The sequence below is a fragment of the Eubacterium barkeri genome (assembly GCF_900107125.1).
Lineage (GTDB): Bacteria > Bacillota > Clostridia > Eubacteriales > Eubacteriaceae > Eubacterium_O > Eubacterium_O barkeri.
The window spans coordinates 26,123-45,900 of sequence record NZ_FNOU01000017.1 but is presented as its reverse complement, the minus strand read 5'-3'; the positions used below and the strand labels follow the sequence as shown (position 1 = coordinate 45,900).

16 protein-coding genes and 1 tRNA gene are annotated in these 19,778 nt (G+C 46.8%); 15 read left to right on the top strand and 2 right to left on the bottom strand.

The genetic code is table 11. The annotated features are described in order from the left end of the window. Positions 1 to 30: 30 nt before the first annotated feature. Genes BLU30_RS10150 through BLU30_RS10120 form a run of 7 tightly spaced genes read left to right on the top strand, consistent with a single transcriptional unit; the run spans position 31 to position 9,222 of the window. The gene (locus BLU30_RS10150; RefSeq protein ID WP_090246060.1) at positions 31 to 3,291 is read left to right on the top strand and encodes a hypothetical protein; all 3,261 of its coding nucleotides are present in this window, start codon (positions 31 to 33) and stop codon (positions 3,289 to 3,291) included. Between the two features lie 13 nt (positions 3,292 to 3,304). Then, complete coding sequence (locus BLU30_RS10145; RefSeq protein ID WP_090246058.1) at positions 3,305 to 3,664, top strand: hypothetical protein; 360 nt, start codon at positions 3,305 to 3,307, stop codon at positions 3,662 to 3,664. A 9-nt stretch (positions 3,665 to 3,673) separates the two neighbouring features. Continuing rightward, entirely contained in the window at positions 3,674 to 5,902 is a 2,229-nt protein-coding gene (locus BLU30_RS10140) for a hypothetical protein (RefSeq protein ID WP_090246056.1), read from the top strand. Then, entirely contained in the window at positions 5,902 to 7,530 is a 1,629-nt protein-coding gene (locus BLU30_RS10135; protein ID WP_090246054.1) for a hypothetical protein, read from the top strand. The genes BLU30_RS10140 and BLU30_RS10135 overlap by 1 nt, the downstream gene beginning before the upstream one ends. 3 nt (positions 7,531 to 7,533) lie before the next feature. Beyond that, positions 7,534 to 7,785 (top strand): DUF6275 family protein, encoded by a 252-nt coding sequence (locus tag BLU30_RS10130; protein WP_090246053.1) that lies wholly within the window; start codon positions 7,534 to 7,536, stop codon positions 7,783 to 7,785. Between the two features lie 5 nt (positions 7,786 to 7,790). Further along, complete coding sequence (locus BLU30_RS10125) at positions 7,791 to 8,213, top strand: phage holin family protein (protein WP_090246051.1); 423 nt, start codon at positions 7,791 to 7,793, stop codon at positions 8,211 to 8,213. A 1-nt stretch (position 8,214) separates the two neighbouring features. Further along, entirely contained in the window at positions 8,215 to 9,222 is a 1,008-nt protein-coding gene (locus tag BLU30_RS10120) for a GH25 family lysozyme (protein WP_090246049.1), read from the top strand. 128 nt (positions 9,223 to 9,350) lie between these two features. Here the strand turns inward: BLU30_RS10120 and BLU30_RS10115 are convergent. Next, positions 9,351 to 9,426, bottom strand: a tRNA-Ala gene (locus tag BLU30_RS10115). Positions 9,427 to 9,579: 153 nt separating this feature from the next. Here BLU30_RS10115 and BLU30_RS10110 point away from each other — a divergent pair. Together BLU30_RS10110 and BLU30_RS10105 are read left to right on the top strand one after the other, a co-directional pair. Further along, a complete protein-coding gene (locus tag BLU30_RS10110) occupies positions 9,580 to 10,353 on the top strand; it encodes a threonine/serine exporter family protein (RefSeq protein ID WP_090246047.1) in 774 nt (257 codons plus the stop codon). 1 nt (position 10,354) lies between these two features. Then, positions 10,355 to 10,810: a threonine/serine exporter family protein gene (locus BLU30_RS10105; RefSeq protein ID WP_242873563.1), complete on the top strand. Its 456-nt coding sequence runs from the start codon at positions 10,355 to 10,357 to the stop codon at positions 10,808 to 10,810. A 53-nt stretch (positions 10,811 to 10,863) separates the two neighbouring features. Here BLU30_RS10105 and BLU30_RS10100 read toward each other — a convergent pair whose 3' ends face one another. Next, on the bottom strand, positions 10,864 to 11,751 hold the full coding sequence (locus BLU30_RS10100) for a fructose bisphosphate aldolase (protein WP_090246045.1): 888 nt from the start codon (positions 11,749 to 11,751) through the stop codon (positions 10,864 to 10,866). A 637-nt stretch (positions 11,752 to 12,388) separates the two neighbouring features. On the opposite strand from BLU30_RS10100, the gene BLU30_RS10095 reads away from it, so the two are divergent. The 6 genes from BLU30_RS10095 to BLU30_RS10070 all read left to right on the top strand — a co-directional run bounded on the left by BLU30_RS10095 (position 12,389) and on the right by BLU30_RS10070 (position 19,756). Further along, entirely contained in the window at positions 12,389 to 14,509 is a 2,121-nt protein-coding gene (locus tag BLU30_RS10095; protein ID WP_090246043.1) for a glutamine synthetase III family protein, read from the top strand. 115 nt (positions 14,510 to 14,624) lie between these two features. Further along, entirely contained in the window at positions 14,625 to 14,963 is a 339-nt protein-coding gene (locus BLU30_RS10090) for a P-II family nitrogen regulator (RefSeq protein WP_090246041.1), read from the top strand. Between the two features lie 165 nt (positions 14,964 to 15,128). After that, positions 15,129 to 16,376: an ammonium transporter gene (locus BLU30_RS10085; protein WP_207648002.1), complete on the top strand. Its 1,248-nt coding sequence runs from the start codon at positions 15,129 to 15,131 to the stop codon at positions 16,374 to 16,376. 134 nt (positions 16,377 to 16,510) lie between these two features. Further along, positions 16,511 to 16,993, top strand: a complete 483-nt coding sequence (locus BLU30_RS10080) for a nucleoside-diphosphate kinase (protein ID WP_090246039.1) — start codon at positions 16,511 to 16,513, stop codon at positions 16,991 to 16,993. A 1-nt stretch (position 16,994) separates the two neighbouring features. Then, positions 16,995 to 18,182, top strand: coding sequence for an aminoacetone oxidase family FAD-binding enzyme (locus BLU30_RS10075; protein ID WP_090246037.1), 1,188 nt, complete (start codon positions 16,995 to 16,997; stop codon positions 18,180 to 18,182). Then, on the top strand, positions 18,182 to 19,756 hold the full coding sequence (locus tag BLU30_RS10070; RefSeq protein WP_090246035.1) for an NAD(P)/FAD-dependent oxidoreductase: 1,575 nt from the start codon (positions 18,182 to 18,184) through the stop codon (positions 19,754 to 19,756). Before BLU30_RS10075 ends, BLU30_RS10070 begins: the two co-directional genes overlap by 1 nt. Positions 19,757 to 19,778 lie beyond the last annotated feature (22 nt).

Here is a 19,778-nt window from a genome sequence, read left to right as displayed (position 1 = left end):
TTTAGTACAAAAAATAATGGAGGTGGCAAAATGGCTGAAGATGGTACAAGTGTAGGAAAGATTACGTTGGACCTTGAGGTAAAAGCTGATCTTGAAAAACAGATTAATAATCTTGCCAACATAGTCAGTCGCAATCTGAAGGCTTCCATGGAAGCAGGGATGAAAGGCCTGGACGGAACGCTGAAAAAGACCATGGACAAAGCCACAAAGGGAATGTTTTCAGGAATGAAGCAGAACCTTTCAAAAAATCTTGATGGCTTTAATGGACTGCTCAAGTCCCGGATGAGGCAGGTCGCCGACAACCTAAAAAGCGGCATCAAGACTTCTTTGGCTGCTTTTAAAGATCTTAAACTGCCCAAAATGCCTAAGATGAGCTTTCCTAAATCGTCAGATAGTGCAGCGCCGAAACAGAGCAACACGTCGTCTGTAAAGACGATCCGTGGGCCTCCGGCAATGGACGGTAAAATTTTAAACGCCCAGATTGAGACCCTGGCGGCAACACTGGATAACGTGAACGCCAGAATCGAATCCCAGAAGACAAAGCTGGAGCAGCTGAGAGCCTCATATGCCAATACCTTTGACGGGCCGCTAAAGAACACGCTGAATGAGCAGATTTTGAAAACAGAAGCCTCCATGCTTAAGCTCATTGGCCAGTCTGATAAACTCGGCTTTAAGCTTGCGGACCTGGATGCAAAAGCAGCGCAAAGTTCGAGCGGGATTTATCGTGCCCAGAATGAGATTGGTAAAGTTGACAGAAAAACAAAATCGGCGAACCCACGACTGAACATTTTATCTAAAATGTTGAGAAAAGTGGGGAGGAGTGCCAAGTCCTCAAGCACTAACGTTAACAAGTTTGGGAAAGGTGTTTCTGGATCTTTAGGCCAAATGTTCAAGTGGATGATCGTATTGCCAGCGATCGCAAAAGCAATTACGGCATTAGGAAAAGCATTATGGGAGGCTCTTCAGACAAATTCTGAGTTTTCGGCCTCTTTGAATCAGATTAAAACTAACCTGATTGTAGCTTTTATGCCAATATATCAAGCTGTTTTACCCGCTATCAATGCCTTAATGAGTGTTTTAGCAAAAGCATCCGCTTACTTAGCCTCTTTCATTAGCGCACTTTTTGGAAAAACCTATGACTCGAGTTATCAAGCTGCTCAAAGTCTCGTGGCCGCCAAGGCCGCAATGGATGCTTATGGTGGAGCTGCGGAGAAAGCCGCAAAGAAACAGCAGGAACTCTTTGTGGCAAGCTTTGATGAATTAAACAAGCCAAACAAAATTACAGATGATACAGACGCGGATGATGGATTTCAAATGTCAGGTCCAATGGACCAGACAAATGCTGCACTCACGGCAATGGCGGATAAATTTAAAAATATTCTTTCCCAGCTTTTCAAGCCTTTTCAGGAGGCGTGGGCGGCAGAGGGCCAGAATACCATCAACGCGATCAAGTACGCTTTGAACAGCGTCTGGGAGTTGATTAAAGCCATTGGACGCAGCTTTTTAGAAGTCTGGACCAATGGAACCGGCACTAAGTTTCTGATTCTGATTTTGCAGATATTACAGAATATTTTTAATATTATCGGCAGCATTGCGGAAGCGTTCAGAATTGCCTGGGAAACCAATCACCTCGGAACGCAGCTGGTCCAAACGATCTTTGACATGCTGATCAATATTCTGACCATCATAAAGCTTATCGGAGACGCGTTTTTGCAGGTGTGGAACAATGGGACAGGCGTCTGGATCTGCACGACGATTTTACAGATTCTCACCAATGTTTTTGGGGTAATCGGAGACATTGCGCTATCCTTTGCGAACGCCTGGCAGACTGGAGATATCGGTGTTCAGATTATTCAGGGGATTATGAATATTATCGGTAATCTTTTGGCCTTGATCCGAAATATCTCAGGTGCTTTCAGGGAAGTATGGGCAGAGGTCGGCGAGAGTGTGGCGACAACGTTTTTTAGTATCGTCAACTCAGTCATTGGTTTACTCGAAACATTATCTGCAAAGCTTGTCGAGGTGTGGAATAACGGCGGAGAGCATTTAATCCAAGGTTTTAGTCGATTAGCAGCAAAAATTTTTGAAGTTGCTGGAATTATTTTTACAGAATTTATAGCACCTTTTGCGGATGGTCTTTTAAATATTTTAGCACCTGCGTTTTCTGCCGTGCTTGATATTGCTGGCTATTTTTTAGATGGTTTAACAATGCTGTTTAATTGGCTGGCAAATGAAGGAAAACCAGTATTACAGGTAGTTACAGATTTAGTGTTAGGATTAGGAACAGCTTTTGGAATCGTCAAACTAGCACAAGCTACATGGATGGCCATTCAAGCGGTATATGGCGTAGTAATGGGTATCGCCACAGCCGTCACCACCGCTTTCGGTGTGGCCATGGCCTTTCTAACCAGTCCCATCGGCTTGGTGGTCCTTGCAATTGCTGCAGTAATTGCAATCGGTGTGCTTTTGGTCCAGAATTGGGATTGGGTTTGCCAAAAGGCCAGTGAGGTTGGAACCTGGGTATCCCAGAAATGGCAAGAACTAAAAACAAATGTTTGTGGCGCGGCAGAGGCTACTAAAAATTGGGTGGCCGAAAAGTGGAACGGGATGAAACAATCAGCCCACGACACCATGGCCCAGATGTTCCCGGAACAGGTTTCCGCTTGGGACCAACTTAAAGAGCAGTGTGGCGGCAGCGCAAATGCCTTAAAATTTGTGGCACAGTCAGCTTTTGACCTGATCCATAACAAACTCAGTGAGGTTGCCAATTATGTTCAGAGTGGCTTTCAAAACGCCTGGAGTAATACCTTTGGCGCTATCGGGAATTTTGTGAAAAGTACCTTTGATGGAATTGTTAATAGCATTCGGAGTGCGGTGAATTCGGCTATCAGTATCGCAAATTCAGCGATTAGTGCGGTGAACAGCATGAAGGTTTCTGTGCCTAAGTGGGTACCGGGAATCGGTGGGAAAACTTATGGAACAAGTATTAAAACCATCCCAAAATTGGCTTCTGGCGGCTATGTTGGACCAAATCAACCGACACTGGCTATGATTGGGGATAACAAGACACAAGGGGAAGTGGTGGCGCCGGAAAAGAAAATGCTAGAGATGGTATTGACTGCCCTCAAAATGTTTCAGGGCACGCAAAGTAGCGACGGGGCATCCCAACAGAGCAGACAGCCGATGCAGATTATTGTTAAAATCGGGGAAGAAACCCTCATTAACAAAATCATTCGCGGTATTAATGATGAGAGCCGACGAACAGGCGAACCGTTGATTATTCAAATTTAGAAGGGAGGTGCCCATGGCACGACAATTTGTTTGGGAGGGCACCGCCCTTCCTTATCCTGATAAAATCAATTGGGCTTATAACGAAATATCCACCGCAGAATCGGGTCGAACCCTTGATGGCACAATGCATAAAGAAGTTGTTGCCCCAAAGCGGAAGCTGGAATGTACCTGGCAGACCAGTGACGATAGCAAAACGGCGCGGATTTTGAGTGCCATCAAGGCCAGGACTTTTGGTACGTTAACCTATCCGGATGCCATGAGCGGCGGAGATATGACCCGGACTTTTTATACCGGAGATCCCAGCTGTGATAGCATCACTTTGATGCATGGCATTCTTTGGTGGACCATCAAGGTCAGTTTTATTGAACAATAGGAGGTGCGGATGGATACAATCTATAATTTTTCCTCCATCATAAAGACCGTAGATGGAAAGCACTATCTCATTAATGCGGCAAATACACTGGGCGCTTCCTATACGGCGAACAGCAGCAATACCAATGACATTGTATTGGGGTATGCTGCTGCCGCCTCCTTTAAAGTTTCCCTCAATAATATTGACGGCTATTGGGATTCAGTCATTTTAAAGGGAGCGGAGCTCCAGCTGAATATAGTCGGAGGATTAGAAGGCGTTGACCTTGGAATTTTTGAGATAGAGGAGGTTCGAAAGAATGAGGGATGTATTAATATAGACTGCATTGACCACATGGTTTGGTTTGATGTCAAGTTTTTAGGCGCCACATTCCCTTGCACGGTGGGTCATTTAGTCCAAGTGCTTTGTGACCAAGTCAACATAACCCTGGCTACACCGACCTTCCCCAACAGCGAAATCACCATAAAAGGCGGACAGGATTTCAAGGGTGTATCTTGCAGGGTAATCCTCACCTCGTGTATGGAAGTCGCCGGATCCTTTGCCATAATCAATCCCGACGGTCAGCTAGAAATAAAGTGGTATGATGTGTTGAAAATTGTCGATACTTTCGCTTATGGACAGATGAGCGCCTTCGCACCGGAGGAAAATTTGGTTGAGATTACCGGAGTCCGGTTTGAAACAGTAGAGGATAGCTTCGTAGCGGGGAATGATGGCTGCCCTTTGGACGTACCATCCAATAATCCAATTTTGAAAGATGCGGAAGAATCTGTGATTACGGAGGTCTTGGACACGATTTACCAGAAACGGGTTAAGTTTATGAGCTATCTACCTTGTACATTTAACGTGGCAAGTAAGCCAGCTTTACGACCCGGGGATGCAATAAAAACTACAGACAAACAGGGAAAGCAGTCAATCGCGCTGATTACCAGCCTAACTTTTACGGATAATATCGGCGTTAAAGTCGTATCATGTGGGAAGGCAAAGACCCAAACTAAAGGCTATACCAAAGGATATTCCGATGCAGCGACAGGGGACACCGGCGACAAAATCGGCTATGTCCTAGGCTACAACTTAGCCGACTACACCTACACCAATAGCACTCAAACTATCTGTGCCGTGGCGGTACAAGGGGACAATGACACGAGGGTGGATACGCAAATATTACTCACTTATGAGTTTACGCCGACGGCACCGGAGACACTCACCATCACTGGCGATGTCACCGGAGAGGTCAACGGTACCTTTGAGGGAGTCATTGATACCACTGCTGTATCCGGCACCCAGACGGGCAATCTTACCGGGAGCGTGACGGGTACCGCCGTGGCCATGCAGGATGCGCCGCTGGTCACCATTGACTACCGTATGGATGCCACGACACAATGCCGGATGTACCAAAGGCCCCACCCAGGGCTAAACACATTTTCGGCGGCATTTATCCCGGTTACCCAAAAGGGTGGCACGGTATCCCACGATGTCCAGGTCACGGTGGCCAGAGGTCAGATATCCGTTGCCAAACGGGATGCATCATTATCGTTATTGGTTAAAAATGGAACGGTTATTGACACACCGCCGTGGCCGGAAATCAATATTACACAAACATTTAATCGGATTGTGGTTACCGGGGGCGAGGATACCGCCATTAAAGTTGTTGAGATTGCAGAAAATATTAATGCCGGTACTCAAACGCCAGCTGGTGGAATATTTGTCGAAACGATGCAACCAATCGAGGTTGCACAGCAATCAGACTGCTATATCTATGTCGGTGGCGATGATAATCTGCTCTCCCCGTATTGGAACACAGAAAATCTAACCAGTTACCACGGGATGGCGATAACAAGTCTGCTAGATTGCACATTGCTATTTAACGGTGTGTACAATGCCGGCTCAATGGGAAATATTATGTTTGCTCCAGGATTTGAAGCCGTTGATGGAAGTCGCCCAACAGCATGGGATAGTTTGTCCATGCTGGATGCTGGAAAAACTTATCAGATGGATGTTGAAGTCATATCCGGAACTATAAGCGTCCCTGATGGGGCGAATACAGATAGTTTTAACATCTCATTAGCGTATGCGTCCACCGGAAACCCGGCGTTTTTAACAGCAAAACTTTTGCAAGGTGAAATCACAGCAAGTGGCGTGGCAAGTGGCGTTATATCCAACCTGAGATTGTATATTCGGCAAGGTGTAACTATAACGGCGGATAATTACAAAATAAAGATTAAAGTCACGGAGGTGGTTTAATGGCTCTAAAAGGAAAAACGACAATACAATTATTTGACGCAACGACCGGGGAAGAAGTGCAGAAAATTGAAGATGAAAATATGGTTACAGATGCGGTATCGAGTTTGTGTAATAACGCAAGCAAATATTTTGTACAAAATGTATTTGGCGCGGAGTATGAGTTTGATTTTGTGCCTATAGTCGGAAAACCAATAGATAGTATGTTTTCGGGCTTAATGTTATTTGATGAAAGTATATCAGAGAATAAAAATACTTATTTCGCCCCTTCTAATACGACGTTAATTGGAAAAGCAAAAAAACTAACAAATACGACCGATCGATTTACCGGTGTTCTGAATGAAGTTGAAAGCGTGACTTTGGACAATGGTAAAAAATATGTGTGGGATTTTTCCACAAACAAAGCGAATGGACAAATAAAATGCGTTTGTCTAACCAGTGCTGCCGGTGGATATTGTGGAACTTACTGTGATAAAGACACTGATCATAATTCCGCAATTGGTAAAATGTATCCGGTGCAAGCGCCAATGGTATACCTTAGTAGTAATATTGGCAGCAGCTATGGTACATATTATTATTATTATTATTGTATTATTGGTTCTGGATATGATAAATCTAATTCATCACAAGCAACTCCTTACAGTTCTTCAAAAACATCGAATAGTAATCTGAAAAATAAAAATGCTTATTTAATCGGAGTAAACTCCGATGGAAATTTTATATACGCAATGTGTACAGTTGGTTCAAACTCGGTCGCAATAAGTGTTTATGATTATAAAAAAGAAAAATCAAGGACCTTTGGATTAAATGAAAATTCATATTCTGGAAAATATTCTGAGAATTTATTAAACAGTGTCAATTTAAATTCGGATGTCGCAACTTTCGCGTCTCCGTTGTACTGGAAAACAATTGGCCAAAATACATATTCTATATATATTGACGCAAACAAAAATCTTAATGTAATTGTAATAAATGTGGACACGTTGACGATTACGAAACAAGCTTGCGGCGCAGTACAAGATTCTGTTTTAAAATCTAATTTTCAAATTAACGGAACTGACGGAATTCACATTTACACCGTAAATGTGGATTCCTCTAAAAACTCGGAAGGAAAATATAAAGGACTATCTGTATATAAAATTAATATTGATGATTTCAGCGATTACGAACTCATTCAAATTACCGAACCTTTTGAAAAATCAGGAAGCTATCCGACATCTTCTGAGCTGTATGTTCCATTATACGCAACCAATTGCTCAATTGTGAAATCGGCATACCCTAACTCATCACAAATATTATTTAAGGTTACGGCGGCTGACTATTATAAGGACGGTTCTACTTCAATTAGTAATGATTATTTTTATTGTTTGATTAATATTAAAAACGGAACTTTTGAATATTTAAATCGAAGTCCATCAACCGATGGGTTATTTTTGGGAATCTTGAATGATGGTCTACTAAATCCAATACAAGCTCCAGATTGTCCAATTTGTTTAGGTCACACTACTGGAACTTCTGTAATGTACACTCTACCCATGATGTTTTTATCCACAATCAATAATTTGTCTACGCCCGTCGTAAAAAATGAAACGCAAACCATGAAAGTTACTTATGAAATAACGGAGGTATAAACTATGGACGACCAGAAATTTTTAGATTTTGCAGAAGATACAATCGTTAATTATTACAACGATGTGTTACATCAACCTATAACTAAAGACAAAGTATTTATTGTGTGGTCATGTAAAACGCTCCAGAATAATAAGGCCATTTTAGCTACTCATAGCAAGGATAAATTGTTGTTTGAGTTGACCTACAATGGTGACAAAAAAGAGGCTTATTTGGATACGTATGACAAGATTAATAACCGGGTTGTGGAGGTATAAAAATTATGAAATATGATATTTTTTTAGGCATCGTTGGCACCGTCGGGGGTGTCATTGCAACGTATATGGGAGGCTGGGACACCGCATTGCAAGCATTATTAATTTTTATGGCCGTTGACTACATCACAGGACTGGTTGTGGCCGGCGTGTTTAAAACGTCAACGAAGACCGATTCCGGGGCCCTTGAATCCAGAGCAGGATTTAAGGGTCTTTTGCGTAAAGGCGGCATCCTACTTGTGGTCGTGGTGGCCTGTCAGGTGGATATGCTCATTGGGTCAAATCTCGCCAGGGATGCAGTGGTCATCGCATTTTGCATCAATGAGGCGTTAAGTATTATCGAAAACATGGGCCTCATGGGCGTACCGATTCCGGATGTGCTCACGAAGGCCATTGATGTTTTGAAAGAAAAGGAAACGGAGGAAAATTAAAATGAGTTTGAATGGAATTGACATTAGTGCTTATCAGCGGGGGATTAATCTGGATGCGGTGCCGGCCGACTTTGTCATTATCAAAGCGACAGAAGGCACCGATTACGTCAACGATGACTGTGACCGTGCTTATCAAGAGGCTAAATCGACCGGGAAGCGTTTGGGTGTCTACCACTTTGCAGATGGTAACAGCTCTGGGACGGCCGAAGCGGATTATTTTGTGGATAATGTACAGGGATACATCGGACACGCAATCCTTATCCTGGATTGGGAAACCAATGCCGTGAATTGTGGCCCTGGATACGCCAAAGAATTTTTAGACCGTGTACAGGCCAGGACAGGCGTTAAACCGCTTATTTATATGAGTGGGTCAGTTACGAACGAGTATGACTGGTCCGATGTCGTGGCTGGTGATTATGGACTCTGGGTGGCATATTATAGTGTTGATAGTGTTAATGGATATGTCCCAGATGCCCCAATGTACCCCATTGGTCATTGGAGTGATGCTGCTATCCTGCAATACACCAGTGGTGGACAAATATCTGGATGGGGTGGCAATCTGGACCTTAATGTGTTTTACGGCAACGCCGATGCCTGGGCCAAATACGTTGGTGGCGGACCAACCGTTACTAATCCCGAGCCGGCGCAAGGCAGTGATGTACCCTGGGATTTAATCAATATCCAGTATTGGATGGTCATCTGTGGTTATAATCCGGCGGCTCCCATTGATGGTATTGATGGGGTACAGACCACTAATGGTGTTAAATGCGGACAGCGGGCCTACGGTATCCCGGACGATGGCCTGTTTGGACTCATTACCCAGGCGTCCGCTAAAGATGAGGTACTAGCCTATCAGACACGCCTAAAAAAGCTTGGCTATTACACTGGTGAGCTAGATGGTATCCCAGGGCCGGCTACATTTGCGGCCGTCAAAACATTCCAGCGGGATCATGGATTGGTTGCAGATGGAATCGTTGGTATGGCTACACAAGCAGCTCTTGGACTTTAATTTGTATTTCCCCCTGGCTTCGGCTAGGGGATTTTTTGCATGAAAAAACCCTTGATGATATTCACCAAGGGTTAACATGATTTGCGATATTCACTTATGTCAATCATGTGTGTCGTTTTTAGATTTAATGGTGGAGACAGGGGGACTCGAACCCCCGGCCTTCTGAATGCCATTCAGACGCGCTCCCAACTGCGCCATGCCCCCGTAACGACGACTACTATATAATACGAGAATTTGACGTAAATGTCAATAGAAAAATTAAAAAAGTTTTTAAATATTGACTTTCACCATAGCGGTGCATATAATAAAATTCTATCAATAAAAATAAGGAATCTATGACAGCTGAGGAGGTGTGGAATGTACAATCCAGAAAAAGTGGCATTGGCCAATGAATATTTAGCCTGTGCTCTGGATATTGGAGAGTGGATGCTCATTCGGGGTGCTGAAATCCATCGAGTGGAGGATACCATTGAACGCATTGGATTAGCCTACGGCGCAGACCGGGTGGATGTCTTCTCCATTACCTATACCATTGTGGTGACCATGTCTGGTGAGGATTTTGGGGTGCTCACCCAAACCCGACGGATTTCAGGCTTTTCCTACGATTTAAACATGATGGAGAAGCTCAATGACCTTTCCAGGAGCATTTGTGAGAAGAAACTGCAGCCAAAGGAAATCCAGGGGCGCATGGCAGCTATTTCTCAATTACCCGCCTATACCCATTGGCAGCTGGGTCTGGCCTATGCCTTGATCTCGGCGGCCTTTGCCATTTTCTTCGGAGGGACAGCCCTGGACGCCGTGGTAGCTGGGGGGATTGGTATCGTCATTAAGATTGTCGAGTATTCTTTAAATCGGCTGGATGTCAATCGGTTCGTGGTCATCTGCCTGTGTGCGGCAGCGGCAGGGTTTTTAGCCATCAGCAGCACCCGTCTGGGAATTGGAATTTCTGCGGAAAAGGTTAGCATTGGGAATATCATGGTTCTGATTCCCGGGCTAATGTTTACCAATTCCATCCGGGATATGTTTATGGACAACATGATATCCGGGGCTGTGCGTTGTACGGAAGCGATTATCATCGCCCTGGCCATCGCCTTTGGATTCGCACTCATTAATTTTACCTTTGGAGGCTGACATGATCCATGACCTTATTCAGATAATTGCAGCGTTTTTTGGATCTCTGGGCTTTGCCATCCTCTTTAATATTCGGGGGAAGGACTTGTTCTGGACGGCCTTCGGGGGACTGCTGGATTGGTGGGTTTACGTTCTGGCAGGGATTTGGTGCACCGGAGATGCCTTTCGCTATTTCTATGCCGCCCTTTTTCTGGGAATTTATTCAGAATTTATGGCACGAAGACGCAAGGTACCCACCACCGTGTACCTGGTGGTGGGCTTTATCCCCCTGATTCCGGGGTCGGCTTTATTCATGACCATGAATTTTGCCTTTGCAGAAGAGTGGCAGAACTGTGTGCATTATGGCCTGGTAGCCATTAATACCGCGGTGGCCATTGCCGGGGGGATTGTGGTTTCTATGGTATTGGTTAATATTTTCTTTTCCATAAAACGAAAGATCAGGGAACAGTCATCTTGATAAAATTCTGTAAAAAGGGCTGCCACATATTATCCTGTGGCAGCCCTTTTTTATTATGAAATACTGGCGTTATAAATATTTTGGATGGATTCCTTCAGGCGATAGTTGAATTCAATATCGCTCTGATGAATATTCAGTCCTTCAGTAAGACCCCGGGAGAAGCTGGCGATGAGGCCAGGATTTTGGGCCAGACGTTTATTCGCATCTTCACGGCTGTAACCACCGGAGAGGGCGACGCAGCGGAGGACATGGGGATCAGCAATAAGGGTTCCATAGAAGTCATTCTGGGAGGGAATGGTCAGCTTGAACATCAAACGAACATCCTCGGGCAATTCAGTCAGACGCTTGAAGATCTCTTCTAAGAGGATTACTTCAGCTTCGGCCTTGGTGCTGCTATGGATATCCACTTCAGGCTCCAGGATGGGCATAAAGCCTTGTCCGATGATATCTAAGCCGACTTCAAACTGTTGTTCTACAATCTTTGCGATGCCATTGCGGTTGGCCTCGTGGATGACGGAGCGCATTTTAGTACCGAAAATATGGCGGGCCTTTGCCCGGCTGAGGAGTTCATCAAGCCTGCTCAGGGGTTTCATAAGCTGAACGCCAAATTTATCAGTGTCCAGTCCCTGGTCTACCTTGACAAAGGGGACGATTCCCTTTTCCTTCCACAGATATTCACCCGTATAGACGCCATCAATTTCCCGGTCCATGGTTTGTTCGAACAGGATGGCTGCCAGAATATGGGTACTGGTAAAGGCTGGGCTTTGAATGATACGTTTTCGCATATCATGGATTAAATCAAACATCTGGTGTTCACCGTGATAGGCATCATCAGGGATGCCATAAAGACGCAGTGCCTTTGGCGTACTGCCACCGCTTTGATCCAGTGCGGCGATGAATCCCTTGCCGTCAGCCATACGTGCCAATTGTTCTTTGTTCATTTGATAACCTCCTTATGATGCATGAAACATCTAAATGGGAACGCAATGTACCCGCTTAAGTCTATTTTAAACCGCAATGTTCAAGGTGACAAGACTATTTATAAATCCATTATGGACATTATCGATCCAATGAAAAAAGCGACAGCATTGCAAGTCAATGTAAACTGATACCCATTTCATGATGCTTTTTCAAAAAAAGACTTTACAAATCCTTAGGATTCGTCTATAATGAGTTCAACAACTTAAGAGATGCGGCGTGAGCTGCTACAATGAGATAAGCAATGGTGCTTTTGAAGGTGTATAACGCGCTTTTAAATGCGCCATTTTTTTATATATTGTCTCTCGGGTTGTTAACCAGACGATTTCGATATCCATCCCATGACAGTCAACAAAGTTGCACTGCCTAAGATCAGACAGTGTAAGATGCTTCCTTATCTGTTATCTACTGTTTAATTCCTCAGAAAGGATGGGGTGTCGTTATCTAGTGCAGGGGTTCCCTCAAGCCCCTGCTTCCTTGAACCGCATCATCGGTCTGACACACCCCTCACCGGGTGCCAGACCGATGGGTTCATGGATTACCTTTAGTATATCATCTTTGTTGATAAAGGAATATATAAATTTACCCAAGGAGGCTGTTATGTCTGAAGAATTAATGGAAATCAAAGATTCGAAAGAGGATGTTATCGAATTGTTCGGTTCCAAGGTGTTTAACATCACGGTGATGCGAAAGCGTCTGCCAAAGCACATTTATAAGAGCATGATGAAAACCATCAAGGAAGATTTGCCACTGGAAGGCGAGGTTGCTGAGGTTGTGGCCAATGCCATGAAGGATTGGGCCATGGAGCAGGGGGCAACACACTTTACCCATTGGTTCCAGCCAATGACAGGCATTACAGCTGAAAAGCATGACGCCTTTATCAGTCCCACCGAAGAGGGCAAGGTCATTATGGAATTTTCTGGCAAGGAGCTCATCAAGGGTGAACCGGATGCTTCTTCATTTCCATCGGGTGGACTGCGGGCAACCTTTGAGGCCCGGGGCTATACCGCCTGGGACCCCACCTCCTTCGCCTTTGTGAAGGGAACCACCTTATACATCCCCACCACCTTTATTTCCTACTCCGGGGAAGTGCTGGATAAAAAGACGCCGCTGCTGCGTTCCATGCGGGCCTTATCCGCCGAAGCGGTTCGGGTGCTTAGGCTCTTCGGCAAGGATGTCAAGAAGGTTACCACCACTGTCGGTGCTGAACAGGAATATTTCCTCATTGAACGGGAAATGTTCAAGGCCCGAAAGGACCTCATCCTAACCGGACGGACCCTCTTTGGCTCCAAGCCGCCAAAGGGTCAGGAAATGGAAGATCATTACTTTGGGCGCATCCGCGGACGGGTTTGTAATTTTATGCGGGATGTGGATACTGAGCTGTGGAAGCTGGGTATTCCTTCTAAAACCCGTCACAATGAGGTCGCTCCGGCCCAGCATGAGCTGGCACCTGTGTTTTCAACCTCGAACCAGGCGACGGACAATAACCATTTGATTATGGAAACCCTTCGTAAGGTGGCTTACCGTCATGATTTGTCCTGTCTGATTAATGAAAAACCCTTTGGGGGTGTCAATGGGTCTGGGAAGCATAATAACTGGGCCATGAGTAGCGATACCGGAGAAAATCTCCTTAACCCTGGGGATAATCCAGCAGATAATCTTCAGTTTTTAACCTTCCTGGTGGCGGTTATCGAAGCCGTCGACCGTTATCCGGAGCTGATGCGGGCCACCGTGGCCAGTGCCGGGAATGACCATCGTCTGGGGGCCAACGAAGCACCACCTGCCATTGTATCCATCTTCCTGGGGGATCAGCTGACGGCAGCTCTTAAGTCACTGGAAACCGGTAAGCCCGTGGAAACGGCTAAGGACTTGGTCATGGATATTGGGGTAGACTCCGTTCCCAATTTTGTGGGGGATGCCACGGACCGGAACCGGACCTCTCCCTTTGCCTTTACAGGGAACAAGTTTGAATTCCGTATGTTGGGCTCCAACCAGTCCATCGCAGGACCTAATATTGCCCTGAATACCATTGTTGCTGAAGTGCTGGAGCGCTTTGCAGATGCACTGGAAGGTTCTGAAAACTTTGAGGCGGATTGCCGTGAGCTGCTGAAAAATTCCCTTCAGGAACACAAGCGTGTGGTTTTCAATGGCAATAACTACTCCGATGAATGGGTGGAAGAGGCAAAACGCCGGGGCCTGCCGAACCTTCGGACGACACCGGAAGCCTTCGAGGTTTATGCCAGCCAAAAGAATATGGACCTGATGGAAAAACACGGGATTTACAGTGCTGCTGAAATGAAGGCTCGGGAAGAGATCCATTTGGAAGAATACTCCAAAACCATTAATATTGAAGCACTCACCATGCTGTCCATGGTAAAGCGTCAGATCACACCGGCTGTCCTTGATTATATTAAAGATTTAACGGCGGTATTATCCCAGAAGAAGGCTCTGGGGGATTTGATTGATTCCACTGGAGAAGAAACCCAGCTTAGCACGATTTCCAGGCTGTACAGTAGCATGATCAAGAAGATTGATACCTTGGATCGGGTGGTTGTGGAAGCTCAGGATGTTGATGACGCTCTGGCCCAGGCGAAATTCTATTTGGAAAAGGTTATTTCTGCCATGGAAAGCCTTCGGGCAACAGCGGATGAGCTGGAAACCATGGTAGGGGAAAAGTATTGGCCTTACCCCATTTACGAAGATTTACTGTTCTACGTTTAAGGATAAATTGAATCAATTGTTACACTGACTCAAAGACGAGTCCGTCGGGAAGCTTTTTCTCATTCCACTCCCCGATGGATTCGTTTTTGTTTTTACAAAATATAAGGAGGAAAGTATGAAGAAATTAGAGATTGTGCTGAATCCCAATCTTTTAGAGGATGCTAAGGAGATTCTAAATACCTGTGATATTCAGGGAATGATGATTACCAACATTATGGGGTATGGGAACCAGAAGGGATTTAAAAAATCCTATCGGGGAACATCCTACACAGTAAACTTTCTGCCAAAGATTAAGCTTGAAACCATCACTGATGCTGAAACTGCAGAAATCATCATTAAGCTGTTAACGGAAAGACTGCCCTCTGATGAAATTGGCGGCGGAAAGATCTTTGTGTACGATGTGGCGGATGTCGTTCGTATCCGGACAGGGGAACGCGGTCCGAATGCGATCTAATGGCGATCTAATGGGACAGAGTGGGATTTAAAAGAATAGCGATAGGATTATCAATGGGGATAATTATTTTCAATGTAAAACGGTCATTAACCCTTTTTACATGGGATACATTGAAAATAAGGATTCCCTTTATTTTTTGAAAAAGAAAGAAAGAGGTATTTACTTATGGATATGCAGCAATATGCAGATATCGTATGGGTTTTCCTGGGGGCTGCTCTGGTTATGTTTATGCAGCCGGGCTTTGCCATGGTGGAAACAGGCTTTACCCGGGCTAAAAACGCCGGAAACATCATTATGAAGAACTTTGTGGATTACATGATTGGTTCAATTCTCTTCCTTTGTGTGGGCTTTGCTGTCATGTTTGGCGGGGATGGTGCCTTCATAGGAACGTCGGGATTCTTTAATCCAACATCCATCCAGGTGGTGGATAATATTCCCCCAGAGCTCTATATATTTTTCCAGACGGTGTTCTGTGCCACTGCGGCAACCATCGTTTCCGGGGCTGTGGCTGGGCGTACGAAGTTTACCGCCTACTGCGCAATCTCTGCCTTCGTTAGTTTAATCATCTATCCGGTGTCTGGTCATTGGATTTGGGGCGGCGGCTTCTTAAGCCAGATGGGTTTTGTAGATTTTGCCGGTTCAACCGCCGTCCATTCGGTGGGGGGCTGGGTAGCCCTCATGGGTGCCATTATGGTGGGGCCCCGTATTGGTAAATATAATAAGGATGGCTCGGCCAATGCCATTCCCGGTCACTCTTTGACCCTGGGCGCTTTGGGTGTTTTTATCCTCTGGTTTGCCTGGTTTGGATTTAACTGCGGTTCCACCATTGCGGTAACTGATGAAATTGGACATATCGCAATGACCACGAACCTGGCGGCAGCAGCCGGTGGATTAACGGTCATGTTCTTTACCTGGTTCCGGTATAAAAAACCAGATGTTTCCATGACCTTAAATGGTGTTCTCGCTGGGCTGGTGGGGATTACCGCTGGCTGTCAGGTCATCACCCTCTGGGGGTCTATCTGGGTGGGTGTTCTTTCTGGCATTACCGTATCCTTACTGGTTCCCTTCATTGATAGTAAATGCAGGATTGATGATCCGGTTGGTGCCATTTCGGTACACGGTGGCTGCGGGGTCCTTGGCACCCTGTTAGTTGGTCTCTTTGCCAACTATATGCCAGGTACGGAAGATGCCGTCGTTGGTCTGTTCTACGGTGGTGGCTTTAACCTCTTTGGGGTTCAGTTCATTGGTGTCATCTGTGTAGCCGCCTGGGCACTCATTACCTCGGGGATCTTCTTCTTCATCCTCAAGAAAGCCCACGGCCTGCGTGTAGAACGCATCGTTGAAATTGAAGGCTTAGACGTCCATGAACATGGCTGTGAAGCCTACGCCGACTTCGTCAGCCGGATACAATAATGCGATAACATTAATTTGCTCTCCTTCACATCCCCGGTATCCCATCAGTGGTACAGGGGGTGTTTTTTAAATCCCTTGTATCCCAACCACAAATAACGTATACTGAAGATAAGAAAGCCCAAAAGGAGGACACCATGAAGTCATATTGTTTTATTATATTTAAACCCGATGCCCTTGAGCGGCATTTGGTTGGGCCCATTCTAAAGGATTTTAAGGAAGGGGGCTTTACCATCGAATTATTCGACCTTCGAGAGGTCACGCCGGAGCTGATCCTTGAACATTATGAAGAGGTGATCCAGAAGCTGGGGGAAGGTTTTAAGAATCAGGTGCTGGACTATTTTGTGGGAAAGACCATGGTCCCCGTTATCATCGCCCATGAGGGACCGGATGCCATTGCCCATGCCCGGAAGTTAGTGGGGAAGACCGATCCCTCCAAGGCTGGAGAAGAGACCATTCGGGGGTACTATGGCGAGGATTCCCTGGCGGCGGCAGATGCCGAGGGACGAATTGTCAAAAATCTGGTCCATTGCTGTGACTCGGAAGGCGCCTTCAAACGGGAATCCCGTTTATGGTTTGATGCGGATGTGTTTAACCCAGACGAAATGATGGAAGGCTGAGATGGCCCTGACAATCTACGATTTAATTATCATCGGTGGGGGTGCGGCAGGTATGGCCGGGGCCTTAGAGGCTGTGGGGCAGTACCCCGGGGCCCGGATAGCTATTTTGGAAAAAAAAGATACCCTGGGTAAAAAGCTCCGGGCAACGGGAAATGGCCGCTGTAATTTATCCAATGGGGCGATTCCCGGGGTGGATGAAACCATTGCTTTCTTTGAGGACCAAGGGATACCGGTGCGGTCGGACGATACCGGCAGACTCTACCCCTTCTCAGAAAGCGCACCTGGGTTGGTGGAGACCCTGACCCTGGGAATACAAAAGGCCGGTATTCAGGTGTTCACCGAGGCGGCAGTTGTCGCCATGACCCGGAAGGGAAAGGAGTTTTATCTGAAAACAGAGGATCAGACCTACACCGCCCGTCGCGTTCTGATCGCTACAGGGGGAAAAGCCGGGCCAGCCTATGGGTGTTCTGGGGATGGCTATGCTTTGGCTAAATCCCTGGGACATCAGGTGACCAAAACCCTGCCAGTCCTCACCGGGGTGATCTGTGAGGATCTGCCCAAGGCCCTTAAAGGGGTGCGGGTGAAGGGGCAGCTTACCCTCTACTGGGAAATGGAACCTGTTTTTGTGGAGGCTGGGGAAATCCAATTGACAGACTATGGCATCTCGGGGATTTGCGCCTTTAATTTAAGCCGACATCTACTTTATCGGGATGAAAGACGGCTAGCCCCTTATACCATCACCCTGGATGTTAATCCTGGAGAATCCTTTTATCCCTTCTTTATGAAACAGTACGAACACTTTGGGGAGAGCCATTGCCTGGATCTCCTTTGCGGGATGTTAAAATACCCCCTGGCAAAATGGGTGCTTAGCCAATGGGGAATGACAGGGACCCAGTCCCTAAAGGACTGTACCCCAGAGGATTTTGCCCGATTGGAAGAATGTCTCCACGCCCTGGTGATCAAACCTTCAGGGGTGATGGGCTTTAAGATGGCCCAGTGTACTGCTGGTGGAATCCCCTGGGAGGAGGTCAGTCCGCTCACCTTCGAATCCCGGCTGGTACCGGGGCTTTATTTTGCTGGAGAAATTCTGGATTATGACGGCCCCTGTGGCGGCTATAATCTGGATTATGCCTTTCGCACCGGTCGTCAGGCGGTGGTTGCCGCCCTTTCAAAGCAGATGGAGACATAATGAAAAAGACCCGCTATCGTATCAATAATATTAAACTGAATATCAAAGAAGATTGGTCCCTGATTCCAAGAAAAATAGAAAAAATCTGTGGTCTGCCCCAGGATAGCCTGGGCCCCGGGGAGTTCACGGTTAGAAAAGAATCCATCGACGCCCGGGACCAATCCGATATCCGGCTGGTTTATACCGTGGATTTCAGCACTGCCCTTCCCTTGAGAGGCAAGGGAAAGAAAAATGCCCAGCCCATTAAAAAGCAAAAGACCCCAGCCATTGTTCCCGGTAAGGAGGCACTTACTGGCCGTCCCGTGGTGGTGGGATTTGGGCCCTGCGGCCTTTTTGCCGCCCTGTATTTAGCAGAGGCGGGCTACGCTCCCATCGTTCTGGAACGGGGTGGGGATATGGCCAAGCGGGTAAAGGATGTGGCGGCCTTTTGGACAGAGGGTCACCTTAATCCCGAATCCAATGTCCTCTTTGGGGAGGGAGGTGCCGGGACCTTCTCCGATGGAAAGCTTACCACGGGGACCAAGGACCCTCGAATCCGAAGGGTGTTGGAGGCCTTTGTTCAGGCCGGAGCACCAGAGGACATTCTCTATAAGCAAAAGCCCCATATCGGCACCGATGTTCTGAGATCTGTGGTAGTGACCCTGCGTCGTCGCATTGAGGCAGCCGGGGGTGAGATTCGTTTTAACACAAAGGCGACAGGCCTCCAGGTGACAGATTCCGGGGCGGTTGGTGGAGTGGAAGTCCTTAGTGACGGAAAAGAGAGCAGCCTTTCCAGTGGCAGCGTCATCTTGGCCCTGGGGCATTCCGCCCGGGACACCTTCGCTATGCTAAGGGGGGCGGATATCCCCATGGAGCAAAAGCCCTTTTCCATTGGGGTTCGCATGGCACATCCCCAATCCCTTATCGATCATTCCCAGTATGGGGATACCAAGGGATTGCCCGCTGCGGATTATAAGCTGAGTTACCGGGGTGCCAATGGCCGGGGTGTATATTCCTTCTGTATGTGCCCCGGGGGTGAGGTCATAACGGCATCGACTCAACCGGGTCTGGTTTGTGTCAATGGCATGAGCAATCGTGCCAGAAATAGCGGGATCGCCAACGCCGGGATTTTGTGCGATGTACGCCCCACGGATTTTGGATCTGGGGATGTGCTGGCGGGCATCGCCTTCCAGGAGCATTGGGAAAGCCTGGCCTATGAAAATGGCGGAGGGGCCTTTAAAGCACCGTCCTGTACCTGGAAGGATTTCCAGGAAGATACAGAAGCTGGGCAGCGGGTGAGGGCCTGCTTGCCGGAATTTGCAGTGGAGGGACTATTGGAGGCTATTCCCGTCTTTGGGAAACGCATAGCGGGCTTTGATGGAGAAGAGGCCCGGATCACGGCAGTGGAAACCCGGAGCTCTTCACCCGTGCGTATCCTTCGGGGTGAGGATTATCAAAGCACGGTGGGGGGACTGTATCCTGCCGGAGAAGGGGCGGGGTATGCCGGAGGGATTACCTCCGCGGCCTGTGATGGCCTGCGGGTGGCTGAATCTGTGGTATCTCGGTTTGCACCCCCGACTGTGGCGAAAAAGTAGCGAAACAAATGGGTAAAGGATG

Coding starts and splice junctions, on each gene's coding strand:
- BLU30_RS10150 (WP_090246060.1), top strand. CDS start 31: ATGGCTGAAGATGGTACAAGTGTAGGAAAGATTACGTTGGACCTTGAG.
- BLU30_RS10145 (WP_090246058.1), top strand. CDS start 3,305: ATGGCACGACAATTTGTTTGGGAGGGCACCGCCCTTCCTTATCCTGAT.
- BLU30_RS10140 (WP_090246056.1), top strand. CDS start 3,674: ATGGATACAATCTATAATTTTTCCTCCATCATAAAGACCGTAGATGGA.
- BLU30_RS10135 (WP_090246054.1), top strand. CDS start 5,902: ATGGCTCTAAAAGGAAAAACGACAATACAATTATTTGACGCAACGACC.
- BLU30_RS10130 (WP_090246053.1), top strand. CDS start 7,534: ATGGACGACCAGAAATTTTTAGATTTTGCAGAAGATACAATCGTTAAT.
- BLU30_RS10125 (WP_090246051.1), top strand. CDS start 7,791: ATGAAATATGATATTTTTTTAGGCATCGTTGGCACCGTCGGGGGTGTC.
- BLU30_RS10120 (WP_090246049.1), top strand. CDS start 8,215: ATGAGTTTGAATGGAATTGACATTAGTGCTTATCAGCGGGGGATTAAT.
- BLU30_RS10110 (WP_090246047.1), top strand. CDS start 9,580: ATGTACAATCCAGAAAAAGTGGCATTGGCCAATGAATATTTAGCCTGT.
- BLU30_RS10105 (WP_242873563.1), top strand. CDS start 10,355: ATGATCCATGACCTTATTCAGATAATTGCAGCGTTTTTTGGATCTCTG.
- BLU30_RS10100 (WP_090246045.1), bottom strand. CDS start 11,751: ATGAACAAAGAACAATTGGCACGTATGGCTGACGGCAAGGGATTCATC.
- BLU30_RS10095 (WP_090246043.1), top strand. CDS start 12,389: ATGTCTGAAGAATTAATGGAAATCAAAGATTCGAAAGAGGATGTTATC.
- BLU30_RS10090 (WP_090246041.1), top strand. CDS start 14,625: ATGAAGAAATTAGAGATTGTGCTGAATCCCAATCTTTTAGAGGATGCT.
- BLU30_RS10085 (WP_207648002.1), top strand. CDS start 15,129: ATGGATATGCAGCAATATGCAGATATCGTATGGGTTTTCCTGGGGGCT.
- BLU30_RS10080 (WP_090246039.1), top strand. CDS start 16,511: ATGAAGTCATATTGTTTTATTATATTTAAACCCGATGCCCTTGAGCGG.
- BLU30_RS10075 (WP_090246037.1), top strand. CDS start 16,995: ATGGCCCTGACAATCTACGATTTAATTATCATCGGTGGGGGTGCGGCA.
- BLU30_RS10070 (WP_090246035.1), top strand. CDS start 18,182: ATGAAAAAGACCCGCTATCGTATCAATAATATTAAACTGAATATCAAA.